10 protein-coding genes, 2 pseudogenes and 1 riboswitch are annotated in these 15551 nt (G+C 70.3%); of the genes and pseudogenes, 6 read left to right on the top strand and 6 right to left on the bottom strand.

Annotated elements, in window-relative coordinates; genetic code table 11:
• Nucleotides 1-140 precede the first annotated feature (140 nt).
• Complete coding sequence (gene fahA, locus ACFY5C_RS29315; RefSeq protein WP_389449410.1) at nt 141-1361, bottom strand: fumarylacetoacetase; 1221 nt, start codon at nt 1359-1361, stop codon at nt 141-143.
• Between the two features lie 325 nt (nt 1362-1686).
• Here fahA and ACFY5C_RS29310 point away from each other — a divergent pair, with 325 nt between their 5' ends.
• Entirely contained in the window at nt 1687-2517 is an 831-nt protein-coding gene (locus ACFY5C_RS29310) for an HAD family hydrolase (protein WP_389449407.1), read from the top strand.
• Between the two features lie 36 nt (nt 2518-2553).
• Here ACFY5C_RS29310 and ACFY5C_RS29305 read toward each other — a convergent pair whose 3' ends face one another.
• The 3 genes and pseudogenes from ACFY5C_RS29305 to ACFY5C_RS29295 all read right to left on the bottom strand — a co-directional run.
• The gene (locus tag ACFY5C_RS29305) at nt 2554-3318 is read right to left on the bottom strand and encodes a transglycosylase SLT domain-containing protein (protein ID WP_389449404.1); all 765 of its coding nucleotides are present in this window, start codon (nt 3316-3318) and stop codon (nt 2554-2556) included.
• A gap of 5 nt (nt 3319-3323) precedes the next feature.
• Nucleotides 3324-3498, bottom strand: a riboswitch (cyclic di-AMP (ydaO/yuaA leader).
• Between the two features lie 281 nt (nt 3499-3779).
• Nucleotides 3780-5196: pseudogene (locus ACFY5C_RS29300) on the bottom strand (CocE/NonD family hydrolase).
• Nucleotides 5197-5218: 22 nt separating this feature from the next.
• Nucleotides 5219-6652, bottom strand: a pseudogene (locus tag ACFY5C_RS29295) (peptide MFS transporter); the annotation flags it as partial.
• A gap of 309 nt (nt 6653-6961) precedes the next feature.
• Between ACFY5C_RS29295 and ACFY5C_RS29290 the strand changes: the two are divergent.
• The 5 genes from ACFY5C_RS29290 (at nt 6962) to ACFY5C_RS29270 (ending at nt 13179) form a co-directional block, all read left to right on the top strand.
• The gene (locus ACFY5C_RS29290) at nt 6962-7972 is read left to right on the top strand and encodes a polyprenyl synthetase family protein (RefSeq protein WP_389449402.1); all 1011 of its coding nucleotides are present in this window, start codon (nt 6962-6964) and stop codon (nt 7970-7972) included.
• 466 nt (nt 7973-8438) lie between these two features.
• Nucleotides 8439-9476 carry a CHRD domain-containing protein gene (locus ACFY5C_RS29285; protein ID WP_389449399.1) on the top strand — a complete coding sequence of 346 codons (1038 nt, stop codon included), beginning with the start codon at nt 8439-8441 and terminating at the stop codon, nt 9474-9476.
• 284 nt (nt 9477-9760) lie between these two features.
• Nucleotides 9761-11026, top strand: coding sequence for an outer membrane lipoprotein carrier protein LolA (locus tag ACFY5C_RS29280; protein ID WP_389449396.1), 1266 nt, complete (start codon nt 9761-9763; stop codon nt 11024-11026).
• 229 nt (nt 11027-11255) lie between these two features.
• Entirely contained in the window at nt 11256-12269 is a 1014-nt protein-coding gene (locus ACFY5C_RS29275; protein ID WP_389449750.1) for an ABC transporter ATP-binding protein, read from the top strand.
• A complete protein-coding gene (locus ACFY5C_RS29270) occupies nt 12256-13179 on the top strand; it encodes an ABC transporter permease (RefSeq protein WP_389449393.1) in 924 nt (307 codons plus the stop codon). The genes ACFY5C_RS29275 and ACFY5C_RS29270 overlap by 14 nt, the downstream gene beginning before the upstream one ends.
• 36 nt (nt 13180-13215) lie before the next feature.
• On the opposite strand, the gene ACFY5C_RS29265 is transcribed toward ACFY5C_RS29270, so the two are convergent.
• Together ACFY5C_RS29265 and ACFY5C_RS29260 are read right to left on the bottom strand one after the other, a co-directional pair.
• Nucleotides 13216-13800, bottom strand: coding sequence for a flavodoxin family protein (locus ACFY5C_RS29265; protein WP_389449390.1), 585 nt, complete (start codon nt 13798-13800; stop codon nt 13216-13218).
• Nucleotides 13801-13882: 82 nt separating this feature from the next.
• Nucleotides 13883-15316: an amidase gene (locus ACFY5C_RS29260; protein WP_389449388.1), complete on the bottom strand. Its 1434-nt coding sequence runs from the start codon at nt 15314-15316 to the stop codon at nt 13883-13885.
• Between the last annotated feature and the right edge of the window lie 235 nt (nt 15317-15551).

Here is a 15551-nt window from a genome sequence, read left to right as displayed (position 1 = left end):
CGGTGGGTTACGAACACCGGTTGCGGCTCGCTTCCCACCGCCAGTCAGTATGCCGGTGACCATCGCAGGAGTCAGGGGGAAAGACTCGCCCAATGCCCGGCACGGGGCCGCCCGGCGTCACTGCGCCCCGCCCCGCCCCCTCACGACGCCACGACCCGCCCCGCCACCTCTCCCAGACCGACCCGCACCCCACCAGGGCCCGGGGCCCAGGCGGACAGGGTCACCACATCGCCGTCCTCCAGGAACGCCCGCTTGCCGTCCGGGAGTTCGAGAGGGTCCCGGCCGTTCCAGGTCAGCTCCAGCAGTGAGCCGCGCTCACGTTCCGTCGGGCCGCTCACCGTGCCCGAGCCGTACAGGTCGCCGGTGCGCAGGGAGGCGCCGTTCACGGTCATGTGGGCCAGCTGCTGGGCGGCCGTCCAGTACATGGTGGAGAAGGGGGGCTCGGAGACGACGTGGCCGTTGATGGCCACGGAGATACGCAGGTCGTAGCCGCCGGGCTCGGCTTCGGGGCCGGAGTCGTCCAGGTACGGCAGCAGAGGGTGTGTCCGCTCCGGCGGTGCCACCCGCGCCTCCTCGAGCGCGTCCAGCGGGGTGATCCACGCCGACACCGACGTGGCGAAGGACTTGCCGAGGAACGGGCCGAGGGGGACGTACTCCCAGGCCTGGACATCACGTGCCGACCAGTCGTTGAGCAGGCACAGGCCGAAGACGTGCTCACGGAAGTCGCCCAGCGCCACCGGCTTGCCCATCTCCGAGGGCGTGCCGACCACGAAGCCGACCTCGGCCTCGATGTCGAGGCGGACCGAGGGGCCGAAGACCGGCTCCGAATCAGTGGGGGCCTTGCGCTGGCCGGACGGTCGTACGACGTCCGTTCCGGAGACCACCACCGTGCCGGAGCGGCCGTGGTAACCGATCGGCAGGTGCTTCCAGTTGGGGGTGAGGGAGTCCTCGGCGTCGGGGCGGAAGATCTGGCCGACGTTCCGGGCGTGGTTCTCGGAGGCGTAGAAGTCGACGTAGTCCGCGACCTCGAAGGGGAGGTGCAGGGTGACCGCGGACAGCGGGTGGAGGAGGTCCGCGATGGCCTCCTGGTGCGCCGGCACCGTCACCCACGCCGTCAGGGCGCGCCGTACGTCCGACCACGTGCGGTGGCCCGCGGCGAGCAGCGGGTTCAGTGAGTCCTGGGCGAGCAGGGGGGCGTACGGCGAGCCGAGCGCGTAGGCCGCCTTGCCCGCGTCGAGGACGTGGTCGCCGAGCCGGACGCCGACCCGTCGCGCGGAGTCCGAGCCGGGAAGGGAGAAGACGCCGTACGGAAGGTTGTGCGTGCCGAAGGGGTCGCCCTCGGGGAGATCGAAGGGGGGCATGGGGTGCTGCCTCACTCTCATACGCTCCGTGCCATGTGGTCGGGCCACACGTTACGGGTGAGGCGAGGGTCTTGGGCAGTACGGATCTCGCGTCGCGGGGGCCGGTGAATCAGCAGGTGGCCGTGGTGGGCCACATCGTCAAGACGGGCGTCGGTGCCGTCCAGGAGCCCTGTCGTCGCCCCGTGGGGGTGAAATCGCCACAAGCAAAAGGAAGTTGCCAGCCCGGAATCAGAACTGGAACCGGAACAGGTGTCAACGCATGTGAACACAGCAGCCGTCCGGTTCGAGTCGAGTCGATGGGGCTTCCTGTCCGTATTCTCTGATCATGGCCCGACCCATCGCATATTCACTCATCGCCACTGACCTGGACGGGACGCTGCTCCGAGGCGACGACACGCTCTCCGACCGTTCCCTCGAAGCGCTCGCGCAGGCGGCGGCGGCCGGTGCGCAGCACCTCGTCGTGACGGGGCGGCCGGCGCCCAGAGTGCGCCCGCTCCTCGATGTCCTGGGCAGCCGGGGGCTCGCGGTGTGCGGACAGGGCGCGCAGTTGTACGACGCCGGAGCGGACTGTCTGCTGTGGTCCATCACCCTGGACCGGGAGTTGGCGGAGACCGCGCTCGGCAAGATCGAGGCCGAGGTGGGGCAGGTGTACGCGGCTGTCGACCAGGACGGCGTGGACGGGCTCACGCTCATCGAGCCCGGGTATCTGATGCCGCACCCCACCCTGCCCGCCGTACGCGTCCGGCACCGCGACGACCTGTGGTGCGAGCCGATCAGCAAGGTGCTGCTGCGCCATCCCACCCTGTCCGACGACGAGTTGGCGACGACGGCGAGGTCGGTGGTCGGCTCCCTCGCGACGGTCACCATGTCGGGGCCCGGGACCGTCGAACTCCAGCCATGCGGCATCACGAAGGCGACCGGTCTCGCGCTCGCCGCCGAGCATCTCGGCCTCGGCGCGCGCGAGACGATCGCCTTCGGGGACATGCCCAACGACATCCCCATGTTCGACTGGGCCGCCCGCGGGGTGGCGATGGCCAACGCGCATCCCGAACTCAAGGCGGTCGCCGACGAGATCACCCTCTCGAACGAGGACGACGGCATCGCCGTCGTCCTCGAGAGGCTGTTCGCGGGGAGCCTGGCCGACTTCGCCCAGTAGGGCACGTCGTCGGCGGCCAGGCCCCCGTGCCCGGGCCTAGTAGGGGCCGTTCACGTTGTCGATCGAGCCGTAACGCGCGGCCGCGTAGTTGCACGCGGCCGTGATGTTCGCGACCGGGTCGAAGGGGTCGTACACCGTGCCCGGCACGTGGTACGACGCGAAGGTCGGGTCGATGACCTGCAGGAGGCCCTTGGAGGGGGTGCCCGCGGCGGCGTTGGAGTCCCAGTTGTTGATGGCCTGGGGGTTGCCGGACGACTCGCGCATGATGTTGCGCTGAATGCCCTCGTACGAACCCGGAATTCCGTTTTGCGCCATGATGTCCAGCGCGTTGCGAATCCAGCCGTCGAGGTTGTTCGGGTACGTCTTCACGGACGACTGGGTGGCCTTGGCGACGTTGGACTTCTTGGCGGGCGCGGACGCCTTGTCGGCCGACTTGCCCGGCGAGCTCGCCTTCTTCGTCGCCCGGACCTCCAGGTCGAGGCCGGGGTGGATCAGGCGGGGGTCGTCGCCGATCGCCTTGCGGTTGTCCTTGTAGAGCTGCTTCCAGCCGCCCTGCGCGTCGTACCGGTCGGCGATGCCGTAGAGCGTGTCGCCCTTCTTCGTGGTGTACGCGACGGTCTTGGCCTTCACGGCGGCCTGGGGAGCGGCCTGCGCGACGGTGGGGGACTGGGCCGGCTGTGCGGCGCTCGCGGTGGTCGCGCTCAGGAGCGGGATGGCGAGGGCGGCGGTACCGGTGCCGGCTGCGATGACGTGCCGGGTGAGCGGGTTGGTGCGGGGGCGGCGGTGCTTACCTCGGGGCATGGCGCTGTTCCTCTCCGGCGCCTGCGAGGTGAGCTGTCGGGTTCGGGCGGGAGATGCCCGGCCGCGCCGCCGTGCGGCGGCGCGACTTCACCCCGAGCCGGTTCGGTGCGCCATCAAGGCGTCCGGTCCGGCGACTTACCTGGGTCCCCCGCTCCTGCCGTGCGTGAGTGAGTTGCGTGGGTGGGTGACTCGGGCGGCGGCAGGATTAGGCGTCCGCCCGACTGAGCGGGAACGTATGCGAGAGCACATGCCCGGAACAAGTGCCGTGGTCACTGTCGTGCTGTTTGACCATGGTCTGGTGCGAATGGGGTGCTTGATCCTTTGCGGTTGCCAAGCCTCAACTTGCTTTGGAAGCAAGGGGAGACGCGGGTGCGCCGAGTTGGTTCCATGAATGGGTGTAAGTGACCCAATTCACTGGCGTCCACAAGAGCGGCAAATCGGGCAATGAATCCAACTCACCTTTAACCGGCTGTCCGTGGAGTCCGTTTCTCCCATGTCCGGTGGAAAAGTACCTCTTCGCCCTCCAGGCAGATCACCTCGTTGGAGGCGATGAAGTCATGCCGGTCGTAGCTGATCTCCGAGCGTCCGCACGCTTGCGTCCCACCCCGGCTCCGGGCGGTGCAGGCGGATCGACCGGTCCGAGCGGGTGCGGGCCGACAGGGGCCCCACTCGTTGATCGTGTACGTCTCCAGCGCGTCCTCGGTGAACTCCAGGCCGTCCGGGCAGACGCGCGTGCCGCCGTACCGGGGGTCGACCTCCAGGCGCCACTCGCCCTTGGCCACGTCCCGCATGACAAGGCGCTCGGGGCGGGGCTCGTCCGGCGTGATGAGGGAGTTCACGCCGAGCGGTTTCGCCTGCTCCGGTTCCTCGAAGGTGACCGCTGCCCCGTCCGCCGATTCGTCCAACGTACGCGCGCGTACCGGAAGTTCCAACACCGTGGCCGGGCGGTGCGAGTCACTGGCGTACGAGCGCAGCAGGGGCCCGGACATGACGCCGCTGTCCTCGTCCTTCAGCCAAGCCGATCGCGGGGCCCGGCGGCAGCCGCAGTCGGGGTACTGGTGCGACCAGGGGCCCATCAGGCCGCGCGCCCGGTCCGCCGGCAGGTGCTCGACGAGACGCAGGACGGTGTCGCGGTACGGGTCGTGCCGGCCGCCCACCGCCAGGACGGCGGCGTCGATCGCGCCGTAGTCCTCGCAGACGCTGCCGTGGCGCCAGTAGTCGTCGCGCGTCCGGTGGCCGAGCCACGTGTGCAGGAACGGTTCGACGGCCTCCAGCCGCTTGAGCCACATCTCCCGCCAGCCGTCCCCGGCATACTGCGGGTCCGGCGGGCGGGCGGCGAACGCGAGCATCGTCGAAGCCCAGGCGTGCATGTCGACGGCGAGGACGGAACCTCCTATGTAGTGCACGTCGTTGTCATAGCGATCGTCCGCGGAGCAGGCCGTGACGGTCGCCTTGAGCGGTTCGGGTGCGAGGGCCGCGATCTGGAGGAGTTGAAGCCGCGCCAGGAGATGCCGAACATGCCGACCCGGCCGTTGCACCAGGGCTGGGCCGTCAGCCAGTTGACCGCCTCGACCCCGTCGGCGAGCTCCGTCGCCGCGTACTCGTCCGTCGGCATGCCCTCGCTGTTGCCGCGCCCGCGGACGTCGACGCGCACGGAGGCGTAGCCGTGGTCGGCGTACCAGGGGTGGCGCTGGTGGTCGCGGGGTGCGGTCCAGCGGTCCAGTCGGTCAGGCGGTACGGCAGGTACTCGAGGAGTGCCGGTACGGGCTCGTCCGTCAGGGGGCGCCATACGCGCGCGTACAGCAGGGTCCCGTCCGGGAGCGGGATGCGGAGGTCGTGGTGAGTCGTCTCGTAGGGGAAGGGCGTACGGATGTGCATGAGCGGTATCCCCGTCAGGTCGGTGCGCCGGGTGCATCGTGCGGCGAAGCCGGCGTGCCGCGGCCATCACGGCGAGCCCCGCGGCCACCGCGATCGCGCCGTTGACGCCGAAGAGGGCGGGCTTGGAGACGTCGTCGTAGAGCTTCACCGTCTGGGCCTGGATGCCGTTGGCCAGGGCGAGGGACAGGAACCAGAGGGACCTGGCCTGGCCGGCGAACGCGGCCGGGGCGAGCTTGGTCGTGGCCGACATGCCGGAGGTCTCCAGGAGGACGTCGCCGAGGCCCAGCAGCAGGTGCGAACGCACGATCCACCAGACGGACATGAGGTAGTCGTCGGAGGAGTGCCCGGAGGCCGGCAGCACCATCAGCAGGAAGGACAGGCCACCGAGGACGACCCCGATCGCGATCTTGTCGGACGCGTGCGGCCGGCGGCGCCCCATGCGGACCCGCAGCGCGGCCACGACGGGGGCGAGTGCGGCCTCGAAGGCGCCGAGGGCGGAGGCGTACCAGCCGGCGGGGAAGCCGAAGCCGAGGATCGTCGTCTCGGTGTTCGTCGAGGCCAGCAGGATCATCGTCGAGTAGGCCTGGAAGAGGACGAAGTTGAAAACCGTCGAGGCGAGGAACAGGACGCTGTACGGACGGAGACGAACGCGTTCGTCGGGGGTCACGCGCGGGCCGGAGAACATCACCGCGAGGTCGACGGCCGGGGCGAGTACGGAGACGAGCGTGAGCAGGTCGATGAACCGGTCCATGGTGAGCCGGCCGGTGGCGGCGAACAGGACGGCGAACAGGACGGCGAACAGGACGGCGAACAGGACGGCGAACAGCGCGGTGACGACCAGGCCGGTGACGATCAGGCGGATCGTCCGGCGCATGGCCTCCGGGGCCGGCGCGAATTCGGCGGCGTGCTTCCGTCCGGACAGGTGACGGGGGCCGACGACGTACTTGATCAGGGCGAGCGTCATGCCGATCGCGGCGGCCGAGAAGGCCCGGTGCCAGCCCTTGTGGCCGCCGAGCCAGCCGGTGACGAGCGGGACTGCGAAGGCGCCGATGTTGATCGCCATGTAGTAGAGCGCGAAGGCGGCGTCACGGCGGTCGTCGTCGGTGCGGTAGAGCTTGCCGACCATGGTGGCGACGTTGGGCTCGAGGAGCCCCGTGCCGGCGCCGATCAGGCCGAGGCCCACCCAGGTCATGCCGGTGGTCGGCACCGCCATGGCGTAATGGCCACAGGCGATCGGGATGCCGCCCCACGGCGCCGCTCGGTACGAGCCGAGGATGCGGTCGGCGAGCCAGCCGCCGGCGACCGGGACCAGACAGACGAGGATGCCGTACGCGGCGGAGACGGAGGCCGCGGTTCCGGCCGACATGCCCATACCGGCGTGGGCCACCGTGTCGGCGCAGTACAGGACGAGGATGGCCTGCATGCCGAGGAACGAGAAGCGTTCCCGGACCTCCAGACCGGAGAGGGTGAGGAGGCCTTTCGGCTGGCCGAGGAAGGCATGGTCGTCGCGGGGCGGGGGCCTGCTCTCGGGCTCGACGTCGACGTCGGTTCGGGACGCGGGCCGCTACTTCCCTATAAGTGGATCGATATCCCGCCTTATCAGGTGATCAAAAACATACCGGTCGTGATCCGATACCGCCCGTGGTGGACGGGTGGGCGGCATCGGTGATCGAAACGTGACCGGATACGCTGACTTGAGTGATGGCAGCGACCTATCGACAAACCGTGTAACCGCCAGTAGACACCAGCAGACAGGAGACCCCTCGTGACCGTCGTCGGGCCGTTCGGGCTGAGCGTGCGGGACCAGGCTCTGGAAGCCGATGTCCAGGCCGGATTGGCGGCTGTCGAGGAGGGATTGCTCGAAGCCACCAAGAGTGAGGTCCCCTTCATCACCGAGGCCGCACAGCACCTGGTGCGGGCGGGTGGAAAGCGGTTCCGGCCGTTGCTCGTGATGCTCGCTGCCCAGTTCGGGGACCCGTATGCGCCGGGGGTCGTGCCGTCGGCGGTGGTGGTGGAGCTGACCCATCTGGCGACGCTTTACCACGACGACGTGATGGACGAGGCCGCGGTTCGGCGGGGTGTCGAGAGTGCCAACACCCGCTGGGGCAACTCGGTTGCCGTACTGACCGGCGATTTCCTCTTCGCGCGCGCCTCGCACACGCTCGCCGACCTCGGGCCCGAGGCGGTGCGGGTACAGGCCGAGGCGTTCGAGCGGCTGGTCACCGGACAGATCCTGGAGACGGCGGGGCCGCAGGACGGGCGCGATCCGGTGGAGCACTACCTGGATGTACTGAGCGGCAAGACCGGGTCGCTGGTCGCGGTGTCGTGCCGGTTCGGGGCGATGATGTCGGGCGCCGACGAGACGGTGGTCGACGTGCTCACCCAGTACGGGGAGCGGCTGGGGGTCGCCTTCCAGCTCGCGGACGACGTACTGGACATCGCGAGCGACTCCCACGAGTCCGGGAAGACGCCGGGGACGGATCTGCGGGAAGGGATTCCCACGCTGCCCGTGCTGCGGCTGCGGGAGCGGGCCGAGCGGTTGGGGCTGGCGGAGGATGTCGCCCTGTGCGAGCTGCTGGACTCCGATCTGACGGACGATGCTCGGCATGCGGAGGCGTTGGCCGCGCTGCGGGAGCATCCGGCGTTGGAGCAGGCTCGGCGGGACACGGTGCGGTACGCGGAGGATGCGCGGGCTGCGTTGGCGCCGTTGGCGGATATTGGGGCCAAGGCTGCGTTGATGGAGTTGTGCGACGCCGTTGTGCATCGGGCCGGGTAGGTTTCCTCGCCCTCGCCCTCGCCCTCGCCCTCGCCCCCGCCGCCCCTGCCCTTCCCGTCCTCCAGGGGCTGCCGCCCCTTCGACCCCGCCTCTGGGGGCTGCCGCCCCCAGATCCCCGCTTCGGCCTGAACGGCCTCGTCCTCAAACGCCGGACGGGCTGGATTGCCTGGGCCGGCGCTTGGCCTCAAACGCCGGACGGGCTGGAGTGCCTGGGCCGGCGCTTGGCCTCAAACGCCGGACGGGCTGGAGTGCCTGGGCCAGCGCTTGTACTGAGACGCCGGGCCAGCTGGAATGCCTAGGCCTGCATGGTGAAGCGACCCGTCTCGCACCCGAATGAGCCTTATGTGGCTGTGACGCACGTCACTAAGCTGGACTGAGTCCAAAGTGAGATCGGCTCCGTATGAATGCCCAGAAGCTGACGCAGGGGGCGTCAGCTGCAATACGGGGAGAAAACAGCATCATGGGCATGAACGCGACGTTCTCAAAGCGCCGTAAGAGCCTGATCGTCACCGCTGTCGCGGTGGCAGCCGCCGGTGGGGTCGCCGCCGCGGTGATTCCCGCCTTCGCCGCCGGAGGTGCCCGCGCCGACCACGCGGGTCACGCCGGAGGCGACGCGCAGGGGATCGTGAGTCAGAGTGGGACCGCCGCCGGCATCGGGGGTACGGTCCTCGCCGCGAGTCTTCGGGGGGCGAACGAGGTGCCGGTGGCGGGTGGGCCCGCCGTCGGGGACAAGGACGGCGCCGCCGTGCAGTTCGTGAAGGTCAAGGGCGACAAGGTGTCCGTCGCCGTCGCCTGGCGCGGCACCGGCAAGCCGACCGCCCTCCACATCCACCAGGGCGCCAAGGGCACCAACGGCGGCATCAAGGTCGACTTCGGGGGCCTGCTCGGCAAGGGCGACGGCAAGGGCGAGGGCGACGGTAAGAGCAGTCGGCACAGCCTCACCGGCACCGTCACCGTGAAGGACCGCGCCCTTCTCAACGCCCTCAAGACCGAGCCGAGTTCCTTCTACGCCAACCTCCACACGGCCCAGTTCCCGGGCGGTGCCGTCCGGGGCCAGCTGCACAAGGTCACCGTCGCCAAGTTCGACTTCCGCGACGCGCTCGACAACTTCCAGGCATCCGTCATCAAGGGCAAGCAGATCTACGAGTGCAAGCCGGCCGAGGGCGGCGGGTACGCCTTCGCCCAGCGGGACGTCAGTGCCGTACTCGGCGGCCGCATCGCACACTCCTTCGTCGCCCCCAACTCCGGGACGCCGCAGTGGATCGCGCGGGACGGCAGTGCGGTGACGGGGGCCGTCATCTCCAAGACGCCCAACGGCGCACGCAACATCCCCGAGCTGGACCTGAAGGCAACCCAGTCCGGCAAGCACCGCGGCCTGCTCGCCGGCACCGCCGAGATCCTGCGGCTGAACACTGTCGGCGGCGTCGCACCGGCCGGGTCCTGCGCGCCCGGCGCGATCGTCGGGGTGCCGTACCAGGCGGACTACGTGTTCATCAACGGCTGATCCGGCGCCTTCAGCGCGCACGCGCGGCGGCGTTCTCCACACCGACCCCTACGGGTCGGGGGAGGCGCCGCCTTCGTGCGTCATACCGGAGGTGTACGCGGAGTTGGCTCCGAAGGTTGACGTATCTCTGTGGCCGATTTGGTCAGATGGAGACCACGGACAACACCACTCCTCACCGATTCGGGTGAGAATGGCGGCTCAGGGGTGGAGCAGTGCGGGGTCGAAAGACCCGCGGGCGACGCACGAGAAGGACAGCCGCCGCCGACGACGGAGGTAAGGCAGACATGGCACCGTACGAATCCGACGACAGTACGACCGCAGCGGAGATCGACGACCGCCGCGCGGGGCGGCGCAAGGCCGCGCGGTACGTCGTCCCGGTCGCGGTCGTGGGCGTCGCGGCAGCGACCATCGGGCTCGTCCCTGCGCTCGCCGACTCCGGCGACCCGGACCTGCCGAAGATCACCGCAGAGCAACTCATCGAGAAGATCGCCCAGTCGGACGTACAGCAGCTGTCCGGCACCGTGAAGGTCAGCACCGACCTGGGGCTGCCGGACCTCGGCGGGCTGGAGTCCAGCTTCGCCTCCGGCGCCATGGCGTCGGGCTCGGACGGCGGATCGTCCGCCGACCCGTCCGCCAAGCTCACCGAGCTGGCGTCCGGCACGCACACCCTGCGCGTCGCCCTCGACGGCGAGGACAGGCAGAAGCTCTCCCTCCTGGAGAACGCCTCCGAGTACAGCCTCATTCACAACGGCAAGGACATCTGGGGCTACGACAGCAAGTCGAACGAGGTCTTCCACGGCACCGCCGAGGAGGCGAAGGACGGGCAGGAGAAGGAAGACGTTCCTGCCACGCCCAAGGACTTCGCCGAGGAGGCGCTCAAGTCGGTCGACGACACCACGTCCGTCACCGTCGACGGCACCGCACATGTCGCGGGCCGGGACGCCTACCGGCTGCTCATCAAGCCGAAGCAGTCCGGGACCACGGTCGGCTCGATCACCGTGGCCGTGGACGCCAAGACCGGCATGCCGCTGAAGTTCACGCTGACCCCCTCCAGCGGCGGCGCGGCAGTGATCGACGCCGGCTTCACCCAGGTCAGCTTCGCCAAGCCGGCCGCCTCCACCTTCGACTTCACCCCGCCCAAGGGTGCGAAGGTCACCGAGGAGGGCGAGCTGGAAGGCAAGGCCGGGGAGCACGGCGGCCCCAAGTCCGAGGACGAGCTGCGCAAGGAGCTCGACAAGGAACTCGGCGGGCTGAAGTCCGAGGACAAGCTCGGCAAGGCGTCCGGCGAGGGCCCCGAGGTCATCGGCGAGGGCTGGAACTCCGTGGCCGTCTTCGACAACGGCGGCGAGGGCGTCCCCTCCGGTGCCGAGGTCGGCGGCGACATGGGCGGCTTCCTCGACTCCCTGGGCGACAAGGTCACCGGCAAGTTCGGCTCGGGCACGGTCTTCAAGACCCGCCTGATCAACGCCCTGATCACGGACGACGGCAAGGTCTACGTCGGCGCGGTCGACAAGGACGCGCTCGTGAAGGCGGCCGACTCGGCGAAGTAGGCCCCAGCCGGAGCGGCGTGGGCGGCGTACCCGCGCCGCCGTGCGTCACGCGCCACGCAATGAGGTGCCGGAGGAGCCGAGGGAGCCCATGGAGGAACTGCCCGCCGCGGAGGGCCACGAGGTCGACAAGGCCGGCCAGGCGGATCGTGCTGTCCAGGTGGATCGTGCTGCCCAGGTGGACCGAGGTGCCCAAAAAAATCGGGGTGCCCAAATGGATCGGGCTGCCCAGATGGATCCGGTCGGCCAGGCCGATTACGTCGGCCCGGTCGGCCAGGGCGGTAGGACCGACCCTTCGGCCGCAGTCGACCACGTCGACGCGGTGATCGCCACCCGCGAGCTCACCAAACGCTTCCGCGGCGGGCAGCTCGCCGTGGACGGTCTCGATCTGACCGTCCCGGCGGGCAGCGTCTTCGGCTTCCTCGGCCCGAACGGCTCGGGCAAGACCACTACCATCCGCATGCTGATGGGCCTCATCCAGCCCACCTCCGGTACCGCGCGCGTGCTCGGGCAGCCCATGCCCCGGTCCGCGCGCGCAGTACTGCCACACGTCGGCGCCCTCATCGAGGGACCCGCCCTGTACGGCTTCCTTTCCGGCCGCGACAACCTCGTCCGGTACGACGCCGCCGACCCGACCGCCGATCCGCGCACCCGGCGTACTCGTGTCGCAGCCGCGCTGGACCGGGTGGGCCTCGCGGCCGCGTCCGGCAAGAAGGCCAGGGCGTACTCGCTCGGCATGAAGCAGCGGCTGGGACTCGCGGCCGCGCTGCTCCAGCCGCGCAGACTCCTCGTCCTCGACGAGCCGACCAACGGCCTCGATCCGCAGGGCATGCGTGAAATCCGGTCCCTTATCCGGGAGTTGGCCTCTGACGGCACGACCGTCTTCCTCTCCTCCCACCTTCTCGACGAGATCGAGCAGGTCTGCACGCATGCGGCCGTGATGGCCCAGGGCAGGCTGGTCACCCAGGGTGCGGTCGCGGAGCTGGCGGCGGGAATGCGCGGTCGGCTCGTCGTGACCACTCCCGACACCGGGGACGCGGCCCGGGTGCTGAAGGAGCAGGGCGCCGGTGACGTCGTCATCACCGACGACCGGGTGACCGCCGAGCCTCCGGACCGTGATCTCGCCCACGTCAACTCGGCGTTGGTCACCGCCGGAGTGCGCGTCCGGGGCTTCGGCGTCGAACGGGCCTCCCTGGAGGACGCGTTCGTGGCGCTCACGGGGGAGGGGTTCGATGTCGCAGGCTGAAGCGACGCGGCACGGCAGCGGGAACATGTGGCCGGGGGACGAGATCGCAGGCGCCCGAAAGGCCGGTCCGCTGTGGACCTTCGGTCTCCTCCGCAGCGAACTGCTCACCACGTTCCGGCGCTGGCGCACTCTCGCGCTGCTCGCCGTCCTGGCGGCCGTGCCGATCCTGGTCGGGATCGCCGTGAAGATCGAGACGAGCGGCGACGGGGCGACGGGAGGCGGTGGCCCGCAGGGCGGCGGGCCTGCCTTCATCTCGCAGATCACCAACAACGGCCTGTTCCTGGTCTTCACCGCGCTGGCCGCGACTCTCCCGTTCTTCCTGCCCATGGCGATCGGCGTCATCGCGGGCGACGCGATAGCCGGCGAGGCCGGCGCGGGCACCCTCCGCTATCTCCTTGTCGCCCCCGCCGGCCGCACCCGCCTGCTCCTGACCAAGTACGCCACCACGATGGCCTTCTGCCTGGTGGCCACCCTCGTGGTCGCCGTCTCGGCGCTCACGGTCGGTGCGTTGCTCTTCCCGCTGGGCGACCTGACGACGATCTCGGGCACACAGATCAGTTTCGCGGAGGGGCTGGGCCGCGCCCTGCTGATCGCCCTGGTCGTCGCCGCGTCCCTGATAGGCGTGGCGGCGCTCGGGCTGTTCGTCTCGACGCTGACCAACAGCGGCATCGCGGCGATGGCGACGACGGTGGGCCTGCTGATCACCGTCCAGATCCTCGACCAGATCCCCCAGCTCCACGCGATCCAGCCGTACTTCTTCTCCCACTACTGGTTGTCCTTCGCCGACCTCATGCGCGAACCCGTCTACTGGGACGACCTGGTCAAGAACCTGGGGATCCAGGCGCTGTACGCGGCGGTGTTCGGCTCGGCGGCGTGGGCGAGGTTCACGGCGAAGGACGTCACCGCGTAGGAGTCACGCCGTTTCTGCGGTGTGGGTGGGTGGCAGTCACTCCGTTTCGTACGGGAAGCGTGCGAGCGGCGCCTCCTGCGCGAAGAAGGTCTTCGCGCGCGCCAGGGCCTCGGCGTCGTTCAGCACGTCACCGGGCTTGCTGCCGTTGCCGAGCAGCACCCCGCCGAAGCGCATCCCCATGTACGCGGCGGAGTTGCTGAGCGTCCCGGCCAGCGGGTCGGCAACCTCCTGCTCCTCGTGCGCGAGCGCGGTGACGCCCCACAGGGTGCGCCCGGCCATGGTCGCCTTGAAGTCGATCCCGGGGGTGCGCAGCCAGCCCGACCAGTAGTCGAGGTAGCGCTTGACGTGGGCGGACACCGAGTACCAGTACAGGGGCGAGGCGATCACGATGTCGGTGGCCGCGAGGGTGGCGTCGAGCAGCAGCGCCACGTTCCCCTGCGTGGGGCGGACATGGTCACTGTCGTGCCGCAGATCCTCGAAGTCGGGCAGCGGGTGTGCGGCCAGGTCGATCCACTGCTGTTCGACACCCTCGGGCAACTGCTCGGCTGCCCGGCGGGCCAGCAACTCGGTGTTGCCGTCCGAGCGGCTGCTGCCGAGGACGAACAGGAAACGGCGGGTCATGGGTCCCCCAAACGGTCGGCCTGCCATCAGGCCATGGTCGGCGTACGACGACTAATCGCACGTGCATTATATGCATACGCATTCAGATGGCGTGGGCGGTCGGCCAAGGTCCGATATGTCTCTCGGCCACCCCTGCCACCGCGAGCAGCAGCGACTCCTCGCCATGCGCCGCCACCAACTGGAGCCCGACCGGGCACCCGTCCGGCCCGGGCCCGGCCGGGATGCTGATCGCCGGATGCCCGCTCAGGTTGAAGGCCCAGGTGAGCGCGGTGGAGTACCGGTCCCCGGGGCCGTCGTGGCCGTGCGGAGGAGTGGGGGCGGTAGGGGTCAGCAGCAGCCGGGCCTCGGTGAAGAGGTCGGCCAGTCGGTCGTCGTTGGCGGCCCGGATCCCGTGCGGGCCGGGGTTGGCGAGGGCGGGGTCGGGGGCGGAGGCAGGGCCGGTGCCCGGGGACCGTAGGGCGAGCCATGCCGGGGCCGGGTCGTCGAGACGGAGCGGAGTGCGCGGGCGTAGGAGCCGTATCGCCCCGGCCTCGGACAGCCGTACGGCCGCGGCGTGGGCAACGGCGACGACGTCCGGGTCGGGGGAGTCGAAGCCGAGGTCGGGCGACCATACGGCAGTCGGGGCGTCTGGCCGGTCGGCCGGCCTGTCGTGCGGGGTGGGATCGGGTGGTCCGGCGTGGCTGTCGTGCGGGGTGGGATCGGGTGGTCCGGCGTGGCTGTCGTGCGGGGTGGGATCGGCCGGTCCGGCGAGGCTGACGTACGGCCCGGCGTCGGCCGGTCCGGCGAGGCTGCCGTACCGACCGGAACCGGTTGCCCCATCCGCGTCCGCCTCTTCGCCCGACATCACGCCCCAGTACGCCGCCACATCCGCCACACACAGCGCGAGCACTCCCGGCGCCATGAGCCCCGTGCGATCGGTCGACGGCAGGCGACCGTTGCCGGCCTTGAGACCTACGACCCCGCACCACGCCGCCGGAATCCGCACCGATCCGGCGCCGTCGCTCCCGGTCGCGAGCGGCACCAGCCCCGCCGCCACCGCCGCCGCGGACCCGGCCGAGGAGCCGCCCGGCGTACGGTCGTGGCGCCAGGGGTTGGCGGTACGGCCGTGCCGGCCGAGTCCCCAGGTCTGCCAGGGGGTTCCGGGCCCCGGTACGGATGTCGCCCCCACCGGCACACACCCCGCCGCGAGCAGGGGCCCCGCCGTCCGCAGCCCCCGCCGCCCCTTCACCCCGATCGGCACCCCGGCCAACGGCAGCCGCTCGCCCGCCCCGACCCGCGCGTCCACCTCACCGGCCCGTCGGAGCGCCTCTTCGCCCCACACCTCGATGAAGGCGGACAGGACGGGGTCGGCCCGCTCGATCCTTTCCAGCGCCTCCGCGACCACGTCGACGGCGCGCAGGGTGCGCGAGCGTACGGCCGAGGCGATCTCTACGGCGGACAGGGCGGCAGGGGTGGGGCCGGAGCGGGGGCAGAGGGTGGGTGAGTGATCAGGGTCTGGGCCGGATGCGGGTGTCATGGGGTGATTCTCCGCGAGGTCCTCGCAAGGTCCCTGGGCTCAGTCGAGCTGAGCCACCGACTCCTTCGGCCTGAGCCACCGACCCCTTACGCTCGGTCGGCCCGTGCGCCGGTCCTTTGCACTGGGTCGGCCCGTGCGCCGGTCCTTTGCGCTGGGTCGGCCCGTGCGCCGGTCCTTTGCGCTGGGTCGGTCCGTACGCCGGCCCTTTACGCCCGGCCGGCCTGTGTCCCCGGCC

Source organism: Streptomyces sp. NPDC012935 (assembly GCF_042900345.1).
Taxonomy (GTDB): domain Bacteria; phylum Actinomycetota; class Actinomycetes; order Streptomycetales; family Streptomycetaceae; genus Streptomyces.
This window is presented reverse-complemented; position numbering and strand designations above follow the sequence as displayed.

Excerpts from the sequence above, each read along its gene's own strand:
- fahA (WP_389449410.1), bottom strand. The coding sequence starts at position 1,361 with ATGCCCCCCTTCGATCTCCCCGAGGGCGACCCCTTCGGCACGCACAAC.
- ACFY5C_RS29310 (WP_389449407.1), top strand. The coding sequence starts at position 1,687 with ATGGCCCGACCCATCGCATATTCACTCATCGCCACTGACCTGGACGGG.
- ACFY5C_RS29305 (WP_389449404.1), bottom strand. The coding sequence starts at position 3,318 with ATGCCCCGAGGTAAGCACCGCCGCCCCCGCACCAACCCGCTCACCCGG.
- ACFY5C_RS29285 (WP_389449399.1), top strand. The coding sequence starts at position 8,439 with ATGAACGCGACGTTCTCAAAGCGCCGTAAGAGCCTGATCGTCACCGCT.
- ACFY5C_RS29280 (WP_389449396.1), top strand. The coding sequence starts at position 9,761 with ATGGCACCGTACGAATCCGACGACAGTACGACCGCAGCGGAGATCGAC.
- ACFY5C_RS29275 (WP_389449750.1), top strand. The coding sequence starts at position 11,256 with ATGGATCCGGTCGGCCAGGCCGATTACGTCGGCCCGGTCGGCCAGGGC.
- ACFY5C_RS29270 (WP_389449393.1), top strand. The coding sequence starts at position 12,256 with ATGTCGCAGGCTGAAGCGACGCGGCACGGCAGCGGGAACATGTGGCCG.
- ACFY5C_RS29265 (WP_389449390.1), bottom strand. The coding sequence starts at position 13,800 with ATGACCCGCCGTTTCCTGTTCGTCCTCGGCAGCAGCCGCTCGGACGGC.
- ACFY5C_RS29260 (WP_389449388.1), bottom strand. The coding sequence starts at position 15,316 with ATGACACCCGCATCCGGCCCAGACCCTGATCACTCACCCACCCTCTGC.